This is a genomic window from Niallia circulans NBRC 13626 (assembly GCF_001591585.1).
GTDB classification, from domain to species: Bacteria; Bacillota; Bacilli; order Bacillales; family Cytobacillaceae; genus Niallia; species Niallia circulans.
Map to the genome: position 1 here is coordinate 102974 of NZ_BCVE01000002.1, position 18429 is coordinate 121402.

At 36.9% G+C, this 18429-nt stretch carries 15 protein-coding genes; all 15 read right to left on the reverse strand.

All coding sequences use genetic code 11. From position 1 onward, the window contains the following. Positions 1–256 precede the first annotated feature (256 nt). The 15 genes from ribF to uppS all read right to left on the reverse strand — a co-directional run bounded on the left by ribF (position 257) and on the right by uppS (position 18303). Positions 257–1204 (reverse strand): bifunctional riboflavin kinase/FAD synthetase, encoded by a 948-nt coding sequence (gene ribF / locus BCI01S_RS02940; protein WP_047940276.1) that lies wholly within the window; start codon positions 1202–1204, stop codon positions 257–259. Positions 1205–1288: 84 nt separating this feature from the next. After that, positions 1289–2206, reverse strand: coding sequence for a tRNA pseudouridine(55) synthase TruB (gene truB, locus BCI01S_RS02945; RefSeq protein ID WP_047940042.1), 918 nt, complete (start codon positions 2204–2206; stop codon positions 1289–1291). Positions 2207–2472: 266 nt separating this feature from the next. Beyond that, positions 2473–2838 (reverse strand): 30S ribosome-binding factor RbfA, encoded by a 366-nt coding sequence (gene rbfA, locus BCI01S_RS02955; RefSeq protein ID WP_047940040.1) that lies wholly within the window; start codon positions 2836–2838, stop codon positions 2473–2475. Positions 2839–2860: 22 nt separating this feature from the next. Further along, entirely contained in the window at positions 2861–3142 is a 282-nt protein-coding gene (locus BCI01S_RS02960; protein ID WP_047940039.1) for a DUF503 domain-containing protein, read from the reverse strand. After that, positions 3139–5313 (reverse strand): translation initiation factor IF-2, encoded by a 2175-nt coding sequence (gene infB, locus BCI01S_RS02965; RefSeq protein ID WP_061796663.1) that lies wholly within the window; start codon positions 5311–5313, stop codon positions 3139–3141. The genes BCI01S_RS02960 and infB overlap by 4 nt, the downstream gene beginning before the upstream one ends. A gap of 19 nt (positions 5314–5332) precedes the next feature. Then, positions 5333–5635: a YlxQ family RNA-binding protein gene (locus BCI01S_RS02970; RefSeq protein WP_016201165.1), complete on the reverse strand. Its 303-nt coding sequence runs from the start codon at positions 5633–5635 to the stop codon at positions 5333–5335. Beyond that, positions 5632–5916, reverse strand: a complete 285-nt coding sequence (rnpM, locus tag BCI01S_RS02975) for an RNase P modulator RnpM (protein WP_047940037.1) — start codon at positions 5914–5916, stop codon at positions 5632–5634. Before rnpM ends, BCI01S_RS02970 begins: the two co-directional genes overlap by 4 nt. A 15-nt stretch (positions 5917–5931) precedes the next feature. After that, complete coding sequence (gene nusA / locus BCI01S_RS02980) at positions 5932–7062, reverse strand: transcription termination factor NusA (protein WP_047940036.1); 1131 nt, start codon at positions 7060–7062, stop codon at positions 5932–5934. 81 nt (positions 7063–7143) lie between these two features. Then, a complete protein-coding gene (gene rimP / locus BCI01S_RS02985; protein WP_172866010.1) occupies positions 7144–7617 on the reverse strand; it encodes a ribosome maturation factor RimP in 474 nt (157 codons plus the stop codon). Positions 7618–7892: 275 nt separating this feature from the next. Then, entirely contained in the window at positions 7893–12215 is a 4323-nt protein-coding gene (locus tag BCI01S_RS02990; RefSeq protein WP_047940034.1) for a PolC-type DNA polymerase III, read from the reverse strand. A gap of 159 nt (positions 12216–12374) precedes the next feature. Then, positions 12375–14081: a proline--tRNA ligase gene (locus BCI01S_RS02995; protein ID WP_047940033.1), complete on the reverse strand. Its 1707-nt coding sequence runs from the start codon at positions 14079–14081 to the stop codon at positions 12375–12377. A gap of 172 nt (positions 14082–14253) precedes the next feature. Continuing rightward, entirely contained in the window at positions 14254–15519 is a 1266-nt protein-coding gene (rseP, locus tag BCI01S_RS03000) for an RIP metalloprotease RseP (RefSeq protein WP_047940032.1), read from the reverse strand. Between the two features lie 17 nt (positions 15520–15536). Continuing rightward, the gene (gene dxr, locus BCI01S_RS03005) at positions 15537–16679 is read right to left on the reverse strand and encodes a 1-deoxy-D-xylulose-5-phosphate reductoisomerase (protein WP_047940031.1); all 1143 of its coding nucleotides are present in this window, start codon (positions 16677–16679) and stop codon (positions 15537–15539) included. A gap of 38 nt (positions 16680–16717) precedes the next feature. Further along, positions 16718–17509, reverse strand: coding sequence for a phosphatidate cytidylyltransferase (locus tag BCI01S_RS03010; protein WP_047940030.1), 792 nt, complete (start codon positions 17507–17509; stop codon positions 16718–16720). A 17-nt stretch (positions 17510–17526) separates the two neighbouring features. Further along, on the reverse strand, positions 17527–18303 hold the full coding sequence (uppS, locus tag BCI01S_RS03015) for an undecaprenyl pyrophosphate synthase (protein WP_047940029.1): 777 nt from the start codon (positions 18301–18303) through the stop codon (positions 17527–17529). Positions 18304–18429 lie beyond the last annotated feature (126 nt).

Here is an 18429-nt window from a genome sequence, read left to right on the forward strand (position 1 = left end):
TTGGTGATTCGATTTTGCCAAGCAAAGGTTGTTTTTAGTACGTCTTTAAGAATAACTGTTTTCTTTGGAAAAATCAAGACATAACCTTTTATTTTTTTATAAACAAAGAACATAAAAATAGAATCTGAAAAAACTTCATCTTATTGTATTTCTAGCCAGTCCTGCTATTCATTAGTTTCTTTCCATTTTTTATTAGGATATATTTTTTAGTATATCCTAATCTTTTTAGAAATATTCAGGTTACTTTTCTTTTTTCTTATCGTGCCTTTTCATAAAAATATTCTAAGGCGGTTTGCTTGTCTTTTTCAATTTGGGCTACTAGTTCATCTATGCCATTGAATTTTTGTTCGCTTCTAATTCGTTTATGCCATTCAACGATTACGGAATGACCATAAATATCTTGATGAAAGTCAAAAATATGGACTTCGATACTAATTTTTTTTTCATCAGGCTGGAAGGTTGGTTTTGTACCGAGGTTACATACACCCTCATACCATTGATCATTGACAAAGAATCGTACTGCATATACACCTAACGGCGGCAAAATGACATCGCTAGTTGATTTCACATTTGCAGTAGGAAAACCAATCGTTCTACCACGTTTGTCGCCATGGATGACCGTACCATTTACTGAATAGTATCTACCTAAAAGAGCAGGTACCTTTTCCATTTCGCCATTATTTATAAGAGAGCGAATTAAAGTAGAACTTACTTTCTCACCTCCAAAGGTCTCTTTCCCAATAATTGTTGTTTTGTATTTACCTCGTGAATGTATAGAAAGAGTCTCAGCTGTTCCTTGAGCTTTCTTTCCATAAGTGTAATCAAAACCAGCTACTACATGTTTCACATTTAAACCAATTAAATACAAATCAACGAATTCTTGAGGAGGTAAGCTAGCAAACTCAATCGTAAAATCGACAATAAATAAATAATCGATTCCCAAGTTTGCTAATTGTTCTACTTTCGCTTCAAAAGATGTTAAGTAATCTACTTTTTTTGTTTTTCCACCTAATACGATAGAAGGATGGGGGTCAAATGTCATCACCGCACTGCTCCATCCATTTTCATCTGCCACTCTTTTCGCTTCGCCAATGACCTTTTGATGGCCAAGATGAACTCCGTCAAAGGAACCTAATGCTATAGAAATTGGCGGATTATCATGCTCTTTATTTCGTTCTGAATGGTTTATTCTTACTATCTTCACTGTGCTACTCACCTTTTCTAACAAATTTCTTTTTTTCTCATTTGTCGTTAAACTTTCTTTCAAGGTGAACGAGAGCATCAATGGTTACTCCAAGATTTTTAATATTTTGGACGGTTTGATTAATCCTTGTTTTGCTGGATGCTGAACATATATAGCTAACGCTTCACCTGTTGTTGTTTGAATGACAATTGGTTCCTGTTCATTTAGTAGATGAGCAGGAGTTTCTAATACCGTTCCGTTTCGTACCTTCATTGCTAATGTATCATTTATTTCATATTTCGGCAAATGTAAAAGCGCGTCTTCAAGCGGATAAATAAAGTTTTTCAGCTTCCCATTTTCTACATATTCCTCTAGTTCTTCAAATGTTACACACTCTTGTTTCGTAAAGGCTGCAGAACGTGTCCGGCACAAGTCTGACATATGGGCAGGATACCCTAATTTTTCTCCAATCATAACAGCAAGTGTGCGAATATAGGTACCTTTACTACAGCTTACTTTAAAACGAAAAGATACGGTATCTCCCTGTAACACTTGCCATTCTTCGATTAATTCTAAGGAGTAAATGTTTACTTGCCTAGAAGGACGGTCAATCACAATCCCTTGTCTAGCATATTCATAAAGCCTTTTCCCATTTACTTTAACAGCAGAATACATGGGTGGTGTTTGTGTGATTTCTCCTGTTAGCTCTCGTAAAATCGCTTCTATTCTATCTCGCGTAATAATTTCCGCTACTTTTTTCTCCTCGACCTTTTCGCCAGAACGATCTTCTGTTGTTGTAGAGTACCCTATCGTTACCTCTCCTACATATTCTTTTCCTGCGTCTGTTATATATTCAGCTACTTTTGTTGCTCTTCCTAAACAAATTGGTAATACACCCGTTACATCCGGATCCAATGTTCCAGTATGACCGACTCGTTTCATATGTAAAATCTTCCGCAAACGAAAAACACAATCATGGGAAGTAAGCCCCTTAGGCTTCCATAACGGTAAAATCCCTTCCATATACCTCATCCTTTATTCATTTTATGGAAAAAAACGCTTAATCTTGAGTCCTCAATTGTAATATAATTTAAAAGTCTTTTGACTCCTGCTGGAATTGAGGGAAATCCACAGGCATAGCCGAGGAGACTCCTATCTGTCCAGCAGAAAAGCAAGTTCCTGGAGCGGAATTCAACGGGCTCCATTTCCACCGCTTATAAAAAAACTCCTATCGCCCATCCATAAGTATCATGGAAAAAGTCCGATAGGAGCAAGTTTATGTTACATCATTATCTTTCGTCATCACTGGACGGATTTTCTTTTGCGATTTGATGCAATAATGTATCAATTCTATTTCCGTAATCTATCGACTCATCAAATTCAAACGTAATTTCAGGCGTTTTGCGTAAACGAATTCTTTGTCCAATTTCAGAACGGATAAATCCTTTCGCTTTTGCCAGCCCTTTTAGTGTATTTTCCCGTTGCTCTTGGTCGCCAAGTACAGAAATATACACAGTTGCTTGTTGAAGGTCACCAGTAACATTAACATCTGTAACTGTTACGAAACCAATGCGAGGATCCTTTATCTTACGGCTAATAATCTCGCCTAGTTCCTTCTTCATTTGTTCACCAACACGATTTGGTCTTAGACTCATCGCGCAATTCACCTCATTTTTTTTAAAGCCATTCTATATCTGTTATGGTTCTCTCTATTTCAGGAAAAGAATCAATAAACTGCTGTGTCTGCTGCAGTACACCTTCAGCTGAAACTCGCGCAGAAGCAACGGTAACAACAGCAATTTTTGTTCTTTGCCAAGTATCTTGATACCCGACTTCTGAAATAGAGATATTAAATCTTTGCTTTAAGCGGGTCATAATTCTTTGCAGAACCGCCCGCTTTTCTTTTAATGAGTGGGCATCATAAATAATGCATTCCACTGACATTAATCCAACAATCATTTACGCTCAATTTCTTCCATTACATATGCTTCGATAATATCGCCTTCTTTAACATCGTTAAAGTTTTTGATGGTAATACCACATTCGTAACCTTGAGCCACTTCTTTTGCATCGTCCTTGAAACGTTTTAATGCATCGATTTCCCCTTCGAAAATAACAACACCATCACGAATCAAACGAATACCGCTGTCTCTTGTAATTTTCCCGTCCGTTACATAAGAACCTGCAATGGTACCGATTTTAGAAACCTTGAATGTTTGACGAATTTCCGCTTGACCAATAATCTTTTCTTGGAACTCAGGATCAAGCATCCCTTTCATCGCTGCTTCAATTTCTTCAATAACCTTATAGATAATACGGTGTAAGCGTACATCTACTTCTTCAGCATCTGCGGCTCTTTTTGCGTTTACGTCTGGACGTACGTTAAATCCAATTACAATCGCATTTGATGCTGCAGCAAGGGTAATATCGGATTCGTTAATCGCCCCTACACCTGTATGGATGATTTTTACGTTTACGCCTTCTACTTCGATTTTATAAAGAGCAGCTGCTAACGCTTCTGCTGAACCTTGAACATCGGCTTTAAGAACGATATTAATATCTTTCATTTCCCCTTGTTTCATATGTTCAAACAGGTTGTCTAAGCTAATTCTTGTTTTTTCAGATCTTTGCGCTTGAATCGCTTGCGTGGAACGAGCTTCCCCGATTTGTCTTGCGGTTTTCTCGTCTTTGAAAACAACAAAACGATCACCAGCTTGAGGAACATCGTTTAACCCAGTGATTTCAACTGGTGTTGATGGTCCTGCTGTTTTAACTCGGCGGCCAAGATCATTAACCATTGCACGAACACGACCAAATGTGTTCCCAACTACAATCGGATCCCAAATATGCAATGTACCATTTTGTACAAGCAATGTTGCTACCGAACCTTTTCCTTTATCTAATTGTGCTTCAATAACAGTACCAACTGCATTACGGTCTGGATTTGCTTTATACTCTTCTACTTCTCCTACTAAAAGAATCATTTCAAGCAGAGAGTCAATACCTTCACCTGTTAAAGCGGAAAGTGGAACAAAGATAGTATCCCCACCCCAAGCTTCAGGTACTAATCCATGTTCTGTTAATTCTTGCATTACGCGATCTGGATTAGCGGTTGGTTTATCCATTTTATTAACAGCAACGATAATTGGAACCTCAGCTGCTTTGGCATGGTTGATTGCTTCAATTGTTTGTGGCATAACACCATCATCAGCAGCAACAACAAGGATAGTGATATCAGTGATTTTCGCACCACGTGCACGCATTGTAGTAAAAGCTGCGTGTCCAGGTGTATCAAGGAAAGTAATTTTCTTGCCATTCTCCTCAATTTGGTATGCACCAATATGCTGGGTAATACCACCAGCTTCTCCTGCTGTTACTTTCGTATTACGTATGCTGTCAAGCAATGTTGTTTTCCCGTGGTCAACGTGTCCCATAATGGTCACAACAGATGGACGCTCTACTAATTCTGCGCCTTCTTCATCTGCAAAGTATACTTCTAGGTCTGTCGTATCGATTTGGATTTCCTCTTCGACCTCTACACCATAATCTGTACAGATTAATTCAATTGCATCTTTATCTAATTCTTGGTTGATTGTTGCCATCACACCAAGAAGGAATAATTTTTTGATGATTTCAGATGGTTCACGATGCAATTTCTTTGCTAATTCAGCAACGGTTAAAGACTCACTGAATGTAATTTTCTCTGGTAATTCTTTTTCCTTTTTCGGAGCTGGCGGTGCAGCTGGAGCAGTATTCTGCTTCCCTTTACGATTGTTGTTTCTATTTTTATTGTTGTTATTATTATTATTATTTTTTGGTTTGTTAAAACCTGGCTTATTATCTTTAGTATTTTTCACAGATTGATTTACTTTCCCCTTTTCAGCCATTTCATCGCTTTCTTTTTCATACTCGTCCGCGATATTTTTAGCAGCCACTTTTGCAGCTGGCGCTTTTGGCTTATTTTCTTCGTTCTTTTTATTATATATGCTATCTAATTTTTTTACTGCGTCCTCTTCCAGTGTAGTCATATGGTTTGAGACTTCTATGTTCATCTCTTTTAATTTTGCAATAACATCCTTGCTTGAAATGTTATATTTTTTTGCGTATTCGTATACTCGCACTTTACTCATCATTTCACCCCCGCTAGAATTAATCGAGCAGCGTTAAAAGTTTTTTTGCAAATCCATTATCCAAAACAGCGACAACCACTCGTTGTTCTTTCCCTATTGCTTTACCTAGGATTTCCCGATTTGAAACAAGCTTCACTGGTACTTTATAGGAACGACATTTATCAGTGATTTTCTTTGTCGTGTTTTGTGACGCATCTTCCGACAATAATATTAGCTTTGCATTACCGCTTCTAATTTCTTTAACGGTCAATTCCTCACCTGAGGTTATTTTCCGTGCTCGATTTGCTAAGCCAAGTAATGACATCCACTTGTTATCGTTCATTTGGATTGTCTTTGCTCCTTATCTATTAGTTCTAACAGCTCGTCATAAACTGTATCATCTACAGTAACTTCAAGCTGGCTAGAAAGAATATTCTTCTTCTTGGCTAATAGTACTGCTTCTTTATCCAATGAGAGATATGCTCCTCGACCAGATTTTTTTCCTGTTAAATCGACGGATACAACCCCTTCTTTGGAACGAACGATGCGAACTAGTTCTTTCTTCGGCTTCATTTCACCAGTAGCAACACACTTACGCATTGGTACTTTTCTTGGTTTGTTCACACACATTCACCTCTATCACTCGAAATCTTCTGTGTTTAAGCGGAAATCATCCTCTTCTTCTACTTCATCATCAAACTTAATCAATGAATTTTCAGTAGGATAAATTCCAGCTTCTCTTGCTTCTGACTCGGATTTGATATCAATTTTCCAGCCTGTCAGCTTTGCTGCCAGACGTGCATTTTGACCTCGCTTTCCGATAGCCAGCGACAACTGATAATCAGGAACAATAACCGTTGTTGCTTTATCTTCTTCGTTTACAATAACTTCTAAGACCTTTGAAGGACTAAGAGCATTTGCAACGAAAACAGTAGGGTCACTTGACCACTTAACAATATCAATCTTTTCCCCTTTTAGCTCATTAACAATCGTCTGTACACGAGTTCCTTTTGGCCCTACACATGAACCTACTGGATCTACCTCTTCGTTCTCAGAATGAACGGAAATCTTAGAACGATCTCCCGCTTCACGGGCAACTGATTTTATTTCAACTGTACCATCATAAATTTCCGGTACTTCCATCTCGAATAATCTTTTAAGTAGCCCAGGATGTGTTCTAGACACAAAGATTTGGGGACCTTTTGTTGTCTTTTCCACTTTTGTCAGGAAAACTTTGATGCGATCATGCGGTTTATAATGCTCATTCGGCATTTGTTCATTTGTAGGTAAAATCGCTTCAATTTTGCCTAAGCTGACGTAAATAAATTTACTGTCTTGGCGTTGAACAATGCCTGTCATGATATCTTCTTCGCGATCAATAAATTCAGAATAAATAATTCCTCTTTCTGCTTCGCGAACTCTTTGTGTTACTACTTGTTTAGCAGTTTGTGCCGCAATTCTGCCAAAGTCTTTTGGCGTTACTTCCAACTCTACTACATCTTCCACTTCATAGTTCGGATTAATTCTTTGTGCATCTTCTAAAGAAATTTCAAGACGTGGGTCAAACACCTCATCTACTACTTCTTTTCTAGCAAATACACGCATAGACCCAGCACCTAGATTCAAATCAATTCGTACATTTTGTGCTTGGTTAAAATTACGACGGTAAGCAGAAATCAAAGCTGCTTCCATGGCATCCATGATCACTTCACGTGATATTCCTTTTTCTTTTTCAAGTAACACTAGAGCATCAACTAATTCACTGCTCATGAGCGTGTATCCCCCTTTATTCTCTTTTATGAAAAATTATAATGATCGATTACAAAAGACATTTCATCGATTCTTTATACATTATGAAAAACTAACTGCGAGTCTTGCTTTTGCCACTTTTTCGTACGGTATCACAATTGTTTTCTTTCTAGTTTTAATTTTCACTTCAACTGTTACTGTTTTACCATCAAAAGCTGTTAAAACTCCTTCGAATGTTTTTTCCTTTTCAATCGGTTCATATGTTTTAATATAGACATTTTTCCCAATCGCTTTTTCGAAGTCTTTGTCTTTTTTTAATGGTCGCTCTGCTCCAGGTGAAGAAACCTCAAGAAAATAGTTTTCTGAAATCGGATCGACTTCATCTAACTTCTCACTAAGTTTTTCACTAACGACTGCACATTCATCAATATCTACACCTGTATCTTTGTCAATATATACCCGTAAAAACCAGTTTGGTCCCTCTTTTACATATTCGACATCTACTAATTCTAAGTGTAGTTCATCTAAAATAGGATGTACCATTTCTTCGACTATTTCTGTTACTTTGCTCAAAATTTTTCCCTCCTTAAGCAAGGAACCTTATTATGTTTTTAGAGTCAACTTAGCAGCCTGAAATATGTACTCTTTGTTGCTCATCCATCAAATCAGCGATACCCTTTCCTTTGATTTTAGGAAAAAAACCCTAATACAAACAGGAAAGAGTGGGTTGCCCCACTCTCCATTCGCGAAAGTTATCCTTAGTATTTCCAAATAAACTATACCATAACCACTTCATTTATGCAAATGAAAGTCCGTAGTTTCAAGGTTTCTTCTCTTATTAAGAAAGAGTTTTAGAATAAAGAAAGCTGGTTTTGATCTGGCATATCAGCTAAGCAACCATGATTCTCTAGATATTGCATAATTGTTTTTGATACTTTTCCACGTTGCTGTAAATCCTCTTTTGATAAGAATTCACCATCTTTTCTTGCTTCTACAATATTAATGGCAGCATTTGTCCCAAGTCCAGGAATACTGTTAAATGGCGGGATAAGAGAGTTTCCTTCAATAATAAATTCAGTAGCACTTGATTTATATAAGTCCACTTTCTTAAATGTGTATCCTCTTTCTACCATTTCAAAAGCAAGCTCCATTACCGTTAATAAGTTTTTCTCTTTCGTTGATGCATCTAACCCTTTTGCCGTAATATCATCGATTACCGCTTTAATACTATGGGATCCTTTTACCATTGCATCAATATCAAAATCATCGGCGCGAACGGTAAAATAAGCTGCATAATATAATAGGGCATGATGCACTTTAAAATAGGCAATTCTTACTGCCATTAAGACGTATGCCGCAGCATGGGCTTTAGGAAACATGTATTTTATTTTTTTACAAGAATCAATATACCATTCTGGTACTTCATTCTTTCTCATTTCCTCTTCCATTTCATCTGTAAGGCCTTTTCCTTTACGCACGCTTTCCATAATCTTGAAAGCGAAACTTGGATCAAGGCCTTGATATATCAAATAAACCATAATATCATCACGACATCCGATTACTTCACTTAAGTTACAAATATTATTATGAATAAGTTCTTGTGCATTTCCTAGCCATACATCTGTACCATGGGACAAACCAGAAATCTGTACTAATTCAGAAAAAGTTGTCGGCTTTGTATCTTCTAACATTTGTCGAACAAATTTTGTTCCAAATTCAGGGATACCAAATGTTCCCGTTTTGCAATAAATTTGTTCTGGTGTTACTCCAAGGGACTCGGTACCACTGAATATTTTCATTACTTCAGGATCATCTGTTGGAATGGTCTTTGGATCAATTCCACTTAAATCTTGAAGCATTCTAATAACAGTTGGATCATCGTGCCCTAGAATATCAAGCTTTAGAACATTGTCATGGATGGAATGGAAATCAAAATGGGTTGTTTTCCATTCAGAATTCCGATCATCTGCCGGAAATTGAATTGGCGTAAAATCGTAGACATCCATATAGTCTGGTATTACAATGATTCCCCCTGGATGCTGCCCGGTTGTACGTTTAACCCCAGTACATCCAGATGCTAATCGATCAATTTCTGCTCCGCGAATTTGTAAATTATTATCATTTTGATATGCCTTTACATAGCCGTATGCTGTTTTATCCGCAACTGTACCAATTGTACCTGCGCGATACACATACTCTTCACCAAAGAGCACTTTTGTATAGTTATGCGCTTTTGGCTGATATTCACCAGAAAAGTTCAAATCAATATCGGGAACCTTATCTCCTTTAAATCCTAGGAAAGTTTCAAATGGAATATCGTGACCATCTTTCTTCAAGCGAGCCCCACAGTTAGGACAATTTTTATCTGGCAAGTCAAAGCCAGATCCAACCGAACCATCGTTAAAAAACTCCGAGTATTTACATTCCGCACAAATATAATGTGGCGGCAATGGATTAACCTCGGTTATCTCTGTCATAGTAGCAACAAAGGAAGAACCAACAGATCCACGCGAACCTACTAGGTATCCATCATCTAACGACTTTTTCACGAGCTTATGGGAAATCAAATAAATTACGGCAAATCCATGACCGATGATACTTTTTAGTTCCTTTTCTAAGCGTGCTTCTACGATTTCAGGTAATTCATCACCATAAATACGTCTAGCCATGCCATAGCTCATTTCCCGCATCTCTTCTTCCGATCCTTCAATTTTCGGTGTATAAAGATCATCTTTGATTGGTTTAATAACATCAATCATATCGGCAATTTTATTAGTATTTGTTACAACTATCTCTTTTGCCTTTTCTTTTCCAAGGAAGCCGAAGCAGTCCAGCATTTCATTTGTTGTACGGAAATGGACATCTGGAAGCTTATGGCGATTAAGCGGATTCGCTCCACCTTGTGAACCGACTAGAATTTCTCGATAGATTTTATCGTTAGGATTCAGATAATGAACATTCCCGGTCGCAACCACTGGTATATCTAATTTATCCCCAAGTTTTACGATATTACCAATTATTTCTTCTAAGGCTTTTTCATCTTGTACTAACTCCATTTCAATTAAATGAGCGTACACCTCTTTTGGCATTACTTCTAAATAATCATAAAATGGCGCAATATCTTCTACTTCTTCTGGAGCCTTCTGCATCATTGCTTCAAAGACTTCCCCTTTATCACAAGCTGATCCTACTAACAAACCTTCCCGGTATTTTTGCAAGACTGATCTCGGAATACGAGGAACCCGATAGAAATAATTAATATGTGCAATCGAAACGAGTTTAAAGAGATTTTTAAGCCCTACCTCATTTTGCGCTAGCACTGTACAATGATATGGTCTTGCCCTTTGATAGGCATTTCCTTGTCCCATATTATCATTTAATTGATTATGATTGGTGATGCCCCTTTCAGCAGCATCTTTCAACATTTTTAAAGCGAGATATCCAGTCGCCTCAGCATCATAAATGGCGCGGTGATGCTGAGTTAATTCGATATCAAATTTTTTCGCGAGTGTATTTAAACGATGATTTTTCATTTCTGGATATAAAAATCTACCCAGTTCCAATGTATCAATGACCGCATTTGTCGATTTAGGCAGTCCTGCCTTCTGATAGCCGACATTCAAAAAGCCGACATCAAAGGATGCATTATGAGCAACTAAAATACTATCGCCTGTCCAATCCGCAAACTTGCGTAAGACAATATCAATTTCTGGTGCGCTTTCTACCATATCATCAGTAATACCTGTTAAATTAATGGTTGTCGCAGAAAGACGATGATGTGGATTGGCAAAAGATTCAAATCGATCGATAATTTCTCCATTATGGATTTTCACTGCCGCCAGTTCAATAATCGTGTTATATACAGCCGAAAGTCCAGTTGTTTCTACGTCGAATACTACATAAGTCGCATCCTCTAAATCGATATCCTTTGGATTATAAGCTATTGGTACACCGTCATCTACTAGATTCATTTCTACGCCGTAAAGAATTTTAACGTCATTTTTCTTTCCAGCACCAAAAGCTTCCGGGAATGATTGCGCAACAGCATGATCCGTGATAGCAATTGCTTTATGTCCCCATTTTTTCGCTTGGCCGACAAGAGTTGCGACAGATGAAACTGCATCCATTTGACTCATTGGTGTATGAAGATGCAACTCAACTCGTTTTTCATCCTCTTTAGCGGTATCCTTCCGCTCAACAGGCTTAATTTCATTTAAGTCATTTCCTATCATCACTAAATCGCGAACGAATGTATCATTTTGAATGCTTCCGCGCGCTCTAAGCCACATACCTTTTTTTACCAATTGAAAAAGAGCTGCATCCTCTTTGTCACGAGAGAACATTTTGACAAGGATAGAGCTTGTATAATCTGTTATTTTAAAGGTTAATAGCGTTCGTCCACTGCGCAGCTCTTTTGTTTCTGCAAAGAAGACATATCCTTGAATCGTAACACGTCTTTCTTCATCGACAATCTCTTCCATACGACGATAATCGCTATCATCCTTGATCGTTAAGCCAATTGTTAATGGACCACTTGGGATTGGCGAATCACCAGCTTCTTTTTCAGCTTCCATCTTCTGAATATCTAATAAAGCTTGTTTTCCTCTTTCCTCATCCTCTTTTTGCTTCGCAAGCAAGAATTGCTCATAATCTGAATTTGATTTTTCTGCTGCTATCTCTGTGTCTAAACTCATTGCAGGAAAACCAAAATATTGATAAGCGTCTGTAATTAAGTTCGCGTATTTACGCTTAATCGCTAAGCCTTCCATTTCATTTCTAACCTGAATTGTCAGCTTATTGCCATTTAATTGCGGCACTTGTTCATTTAATAGTTTTAATAACGGTGGAGAAATTCCTTGCATCTCCTCTATACACGCAGACCAATAGTCTCGAATTAATACATCTGTAACAATTCCATTTCTTACTCGAATATCATACGTAATAGTAGCAATATGAGAAAAACTACTTTTTAACTTGGCAGTAAATAATTGATAGACTTGAAATGGAATGATATCATCAAACAAAAAATGAAAATGCCACTTTTTGGACCGTTTTTCGACAACAATTTTTTCTATACTTGCGTTGCGAAAATGGGAAATATATGAATCATCCGTTAATTGCAATTGTTGCAGCAAAATCTGGAAACGATCTACTTTCCCCTGTATATCACTCATTTATGTCGCTCCTTCCAATCTTGCTTAATTTCTATAAAAAATATTATATCACAGAAATAAATTGTTCTTTTCCTTAATGCAGTTTAGCATACAATCTAAGCTACAAAAAGAAAAAGATTTAGCCGATTGCTAAACCTTTTTCTTTTATCCTGTTTTCGCTTATCCTGCTACTTGTGTTAAGCGGAGAATCGTAGCAGCAAGCTCACTTTCATGTACTTCCAGCATTTCTCCTGTACTTCTGACTTTCACTTCTACGATGCCTTCTCCTGCTTTTTTCCCGACAGTGACGCGAATTGGTAAACCAATTAAATCAGAATCAGCAAATTTCACGCCTGCACGCTCAGCACGGTCATCTACTAATACATCAAAACGATTAGCCTTTAATGCTGCATATAATTTTTCGGATAACTCATTTTGTGTGTCATCTTTTGTATTTACAGTAATTAAATGAATATCAAATGGCGCTACAGCATTTGGCCATACAATCCCTCTGTCATCATTAAATTGCTCCACTATCGCTGCCATCGTTCTTGACACACCAATTCCATAGCAACCCATAATAAGTGCTTGACTTCTGCCGTTTTCATCTAAATAGGTCGCACCCATTGCTTCACTATATCGAGTACCAAGCTTAAAGACATGGCCTACTTCAATGCCCTTAGCAAAAGTAATCGTGCCTTTTCCATCTGGTGAAAGGTCACCTTCTTGAATAAATCGAATATCCGCATATTGATCGACAGTAAAATCACGATCAGGATTCACATTCACATAGTGGTAATTTTCTTGGTTTGCTCCACAAACACCGTTTACAATTGCTTTCACAGCATAATCTGCAATTACTTCAACATCTTTCACGTTAATTGGACCGATTGAGCCAACCTTGCTTCCTAGCACTTCTTCCGTATCTGCATGATCTGCTAATTCTACTACATTTGCTTCTAAAAGGTTCTTCACCTTAATATCATTTACTTCGTGGTCTCCTCGAACTAATACTAGAACAAACTTCTCATCAACTTTAAATAAAAGAGATTTGATACATTTTTCTGCTGCTACGTTTAAGAAAGAAGAAACTTCTTCAATTGTTTTTTGTTCTTTTGTTTCTACTTTTTCTAATTCTTTAGCAGGCTCGTCCGTTTTATCATAGGAATTAATAACTGGAGCCATTTCAATATTTGCAGCATAATTGGATTCCGTTGAGTACGCAATCGTATCTTCTCCAACATCAGATAATACCATGAATTCATGCGTATCCTTTCCGCCCATTGCGCCACTATCTGCAATAACTGCCCGATAGTTTAAGCCGCAGCGCTCAAATATATTGCAATAAGCTTGGAAAATTGAGTCATAAACTTCTCCTAAGCTTTCATGCGAAGAATGGAAGCTGTAGGCATCTTTCATAATAAACTCTCTGCCGCGCAAAATTCCAAAACGTGGTCTTTTCTCATCTCTGAATTTCGTTTGGATTTGATAAAGCGTTAATGGCAAGCGTTTATAAGATTTCACTTCATCACGAACTAAACTAGTTATCACTTCTTCATGTGTGGCCCCAAGAGCAAATTCTCGACTATTACGGTCTTTTAAACGCATTAATTCGGGTCCATAAGTAAACCATCTGCCGGATTCTTGCCATAATTCCGCTTGCTGCAATGCAGGCATTAATAACTCCACTCCACCAGCTGCATCCATTTCTTCACGAATAATTTGTTCAATTTTCTTTATTACTTTGTTTGCTAGTGGCAAATAAGAATAGATACCACTTGCATTTTGTCTAATATATCCAGCTCTTAATAAGAGCTGATGGCTTTTAATATCTGCATCTGCTGGTACTTCTCTTAATGTTGGAATTAACATTTTACTTTGCTTCATCTATCATTGCACCTCTATTATTTATGTTGTTATTAAGTTGTTATGGTGAGATATGTTTTACATCTTTGAGTTGAGTGTCTTGTGCTGCCGCCAACTGCCTCATGCCTATTATTAAAAAAGAGTTTCCTGACAAAACAACATTCCCCTTACAATAAGGGGAATGAAAAGTATCCTACTGTATAAAAAATCGTTGGATATCATTCCAAGTGACGACAATCATCAATAACATGAGTAAGGCAAATCCAATAAAATGAACGATGCCCTCTTTTTGCCGGTCAATTGGTTTACCGCGAACCGCTTCAATAGCAAAAAACAATAGTCGCCCACCGTCTAATGCAGGTAACGGAAGAAGATTCATAATACCTAAGTTAATACTTAAAACAGCCGCCCAATTCATTAAGGAATAGACACCTGATTGAGCAACCGTATCGGTTGATTGATAAATGGCAACAGGACCACCTAAAGCATCAATCGAAAATTGACCGGTTACTAGTTTACCAACTGCTCCAAAAATTTCCTTTGTCCAATTATAGGTTTGTGCTGCACCAAATTGGATAGACTTTAATGGCGATTTTTCCATTGGGCTGTATACACCAACTAACCCAATTGTTTTTCCATCTACTTCTGTTTCCTTTGGTGTTACGTCAATTGTCATTTCTTGTCCATTACGATCGATTAAAAATTCTAGGTTCTCTCCCGGACTTTTTTGAATAATGGAAACAACTTCTTCCCAAGAACCTACAGATTGTCCGTCAATGCTGATGACATTATCGCCTTCATGCAGGCCTGCACTAATTGCAACTCCATCATCTGTTAACTTACCAAGCTTTGCTTCATTTGAAGGAATTCCTTGTATTAACGCAATCACAATAAAAATAAGAAAAGCTAACACAAAGTTCATGGCCGGACCTGCAAAAATAGCAAGTGTGCGCTGCCATAGTGACTTACTGGCAAATTGTCGATCATATGGTGCAATTTGCGTTTCGATTCCATTTTCAACAAAAACAGCATCTTTTCTTACAGAAAAAACGAGGAGATTATCTTCATTGTCTTCCTCTACATATCCTTTTACAAAAAGCTTATGTTCTAAATCAGCATCCTCTACATTAATAACACGAGCATTCGGATACTTTTCTTTATTGTTAATGATAATTTTCGTTACTTCTTCTTTATCATTAAGGATTAAGCCGATGCGATGACCAGGTTTAATATCAACCATTTCTGGATCTTCTCCAGCCATCCGCACATAACCGCCAATTGGCAGAAGACGAATCGTATAAACAGTTTCTCCCTTTTTTAAAGAAAGAACTTTAGGCCCCATTCCAATGGCGAATTCACGACATAAAATGCCCGCACGCTTAGCTAATACGAAATGCCCTAATTCGTGGAAAAAAACTAACGCACCAAAAATGATGATAAAAGCTATAACTGTATACAAAATTTTTAACCACCTTTTTATAGAAGTGTGCTTACTCTTTTTCTTGTTTCTAAGTCAATCTCTTGGATCACTTCAAGACTAGGGTTTAGTATATTCTGATGACTATTTAGTGCTTTTTCGATTAAATCTTCAATTTGTAGAAAGCTAATTTCTTGATTTAAGAATTTTTGTACTGCCACTTCATTCGCTGCATTTAATACTGTTGGTAAAGTTCCACCTGCTTTTCCAGCCTCAAAAGCAAAATGAAGACATCTAAATCTCTCTAAGTCCATAGGCTGAAAATGCAATTTTCCAATCGCAGCTAAATCTAATTTTTTCCCATTTGCTGCAGCTAGACGCTCTGGAAACGAAAGAGCATATTGAATGGGTATTCGCATATCTGGAGTACCTAATTGAGCGATTACACTACTATCATGGAATTCTACCATTGAATGAATGATACTTTCTTTATGTAGTAATACATCTATTTTCTCATATGGAAGCCCAAATAACCAGTGCGCTTCAATTACTTCTAAACCCTTATTCATCATTGTCGCCGAATCAATCGTAATTTTCGCACCCATTGACCAATTTGGATGATTTAAAGCGTCATCCACTGTCACCTGCTCTAACTCTTTTCTACTAAGATCGCGGAAACTTCCTCCAGAGGCAGTAATAATAAGGCGCTCAATATTTTTCGGGTTTTCCCCTTGTAAACATTGAAAAATAGCAGAATGCTCACTATCAACTGGTAATACAGGAACATTATATTTTGCAGCTGCATCCATTACAATATGTCCTGCAGTAACTAATGTTTCCTTATTTGCAATCGCTATAACCTTTCCCGCTTCAATTGCTTGTAACGTTGGATGTAAACCAACACTACCGATTACTGCATTTACCAGAATATCAGCTTTATCAAAAACGGCTGCTTCTATTAATCCATCCAATCCATAGCTAAAACATATATCTGGGAAGATTTGTTTTAATTGCTCATAATCTTTTTTTTCTGCAACAGATACAAGCTGCGGTCTAAATTCTTGAATGATCTTTCTGGTTAATTCTATATTTTTTCCTGATGAAAAGGCAACTAATTCAAACATATCTGGATGACTTTTAATAACATCCAAAGTTTGCATTCCAATCGATCCTGTCGCCCCTAGCAAACTAATATACTTCACTACCTCACTCCTACACCCAATATTTCCTACTATTTATTTTAAATTAAATGAAGAAAACGTTCAAAGATAAAATAAAGCAGCGGCCAGACAAAAATAAGACTGTCAAACCGATCCAGAATTCCGCCATGTCCTGGTAATAACTTTCCTGAGTCCTTCACATCATAGTGACGTTTTAACGCAGATTCTGTTAAATCACCAATTTGTCCAAAAATAGATAAGATAATGGTAGTAAAAGCAAAGCCTATAGACCATTCTATGTATCCAAACACACTAAATAGAACTCCTACTACTAAAGCACTTACTATCCCGCCAATAAATCCTTCGACTGTTTTATTTGGACTTATTTCTGGCCATAATTTTCGTTTTCCAATTGCTCTTCCGATGAAGTATGCACCAGAATCAGTGGCCCAAATGATAAATAGTGAATAAATAAGAAAAGCTAAATCCGTTTCTCTAATTTCAATAAAGAAATGGAATCCTGTTCCAATATAGATGACAGCTAGTATCGTAAAAGCAACATCATCAAATGTAAATTTATTTTTAGAAAAAACCATATAAGTTAAATAAAATAAAACAGCGATTAAGCCCAATTCTATTTTATTCATATTCCACGAACTTATATAATGATTCGGCAGAACAATCATCCATACGGTAATTAATGAAATAAATCCCGGAATAGAAAAAAATGAAATTTTTCTCATTCTAAACATTTCAAATACACCAATTCCAACTAATAGAAAAGTAAAAAGAACTAATGGTAGTTTTCCAATTAATACAAATGGTAAAAATACGGCTATTGCAATAATTGCTGTTATGATTCTTTGCTTCATCTCTAAACCAACTCTCTTCAGACTCCACCAAAACGGCGTTGTCTGTTTTGAAATTCTTCTATTGCTTCGAATAAATGTAATTCACTAAAATCTGGCCATAGTACATTCGTAAAGTATAGTTCGGAATAAGCTATTTGCCAAAGCATGAAGTTGCTTATTCTTATTTCTCCACTTGTACGAATTAATAAATCTGGCTCGATTATATCTTCTGTCATCAAATAAGAGGAAAATACTTCTTCTGTTAAGTTATCTATTTCTATTTTTCCCGTTTGACTGTCTTTTACAACATTTTTAACAGCATCTATGATTTCGGCCCTAGAACCATAATTTAAGGCAAAGTTTAAATGAAGACCTGTATTATGCTTTGTTTGTTCTACTGCTCGATTTAGGGCATTCAAAGTAGATTCTGGTAATCCTTCTGTATAGCCAATGGCTGTTACGCGAACATTTTTTTCAATTAATTCAGGTAAAAATGTACTAAGAAATTGTTCTGGAAGGGACAGAATGTAATCAACTTCCGATTTCGGCCTTTTCCAATTTTCTGTGGAAAAAGCATATAAAGTTAACACTTTGATTCCAAGATCATTTGCAATAGCTGTAATTCGTTTTACACATTTCATTCCTTCATGATGGCCTGCAATTCTAGGCAACGTTCTCTTTTTTGCCCATCTTCCATTTCCATCCATGATAATTGCAACATGCTCTGGAATTTGTCGCATTTTAAGTGCTGATATTCGGTCTTGGAAATTAGAAGAAACAGGTTTCTTCTTCCATAACCTTATTTTGTTAAACATAAAATAGCTCCTCCAAAATAGATCCCTTTTGTAACTCTCTATTCACAGTGATTATGTACGGTAAATACTATTATCTATATCTGTTTATATTATCTACTATTCAGGATAATCATTATGATAACGATA

Excerpts from the sequence above, each read along its gene's own strand:
- truB (WP_047940042.1), bottom strand. The coding sequence starts at position 2,206 with ATGGAAGGGATTTTACCGTTATGGAAGCCTAAGGGGCTTACTTCCCAT.
- rbfA (WP_047940040.1), bottom strand. The coding sequence starts at position 2,838 with ATGAGTCTAAGACCAAATCGTGTTGGTGAACAAATGAAGAAGGAACTA.
- BCI01S_RS02960 (WP_047940039.1), bottom strand. The coding sequence starts at position 3,142 with ATGATTGTTGGATTAATGTCAGTGGAATGCATTATTTATGATGCCCAC.
- infB (WP_061796663.1), bottom strand. The coding sequence starts at position 5,313 with ATGAGTAAAGTGCGAGTATACGAATACGCAAAAAAATATAACATTTCA.
- BCI01S_RS02970 (WP_016201165.1), bottom strand. The coding sequence starts at position 5,635 with ATGAACGATAACAAGTGGATGTCATTACTTGGCTTAGCAAATCGAGCA.
- nusA (WP_047940036.1), bottom strand. The coding sequence starts at position 7,062 with ATGAGCAGTGAATTAGTTGATGCTCTAGTGTTACTTGAAAAAGAAAAA.
- BCI01S_RS02990 (WP_047940034.1), bottom strand. The coding sequence starts at position 12,215 with ATGAGTGATATACAGGGGAAAGTAGATCGTTTCCAGATTTTGCTGCAA.
- BCI01S_RS02995 (WP_047940033.1), bottom strand. The coding sequence starts at position 14,081 with ATGAAGCAAAGTAAAATGTTAATTCCAACATTAAGAGAAGTACCAGCA.
- BCI01S_RS03010 (WP_047940030.1), bottom strand. The coding sequence starts at position 17,509 with ATGAAGCAAAGAATCATAACAGCAATTATTGCAATAGCCGTATTTTTA.
- uppS (WP_047940029.1), bottom strand. The coding sequence starts at position 18,303 with ATGTTTAACAAAATAAGGTTATGGAAGAAGAAACCTGTTTCTTCTAAT.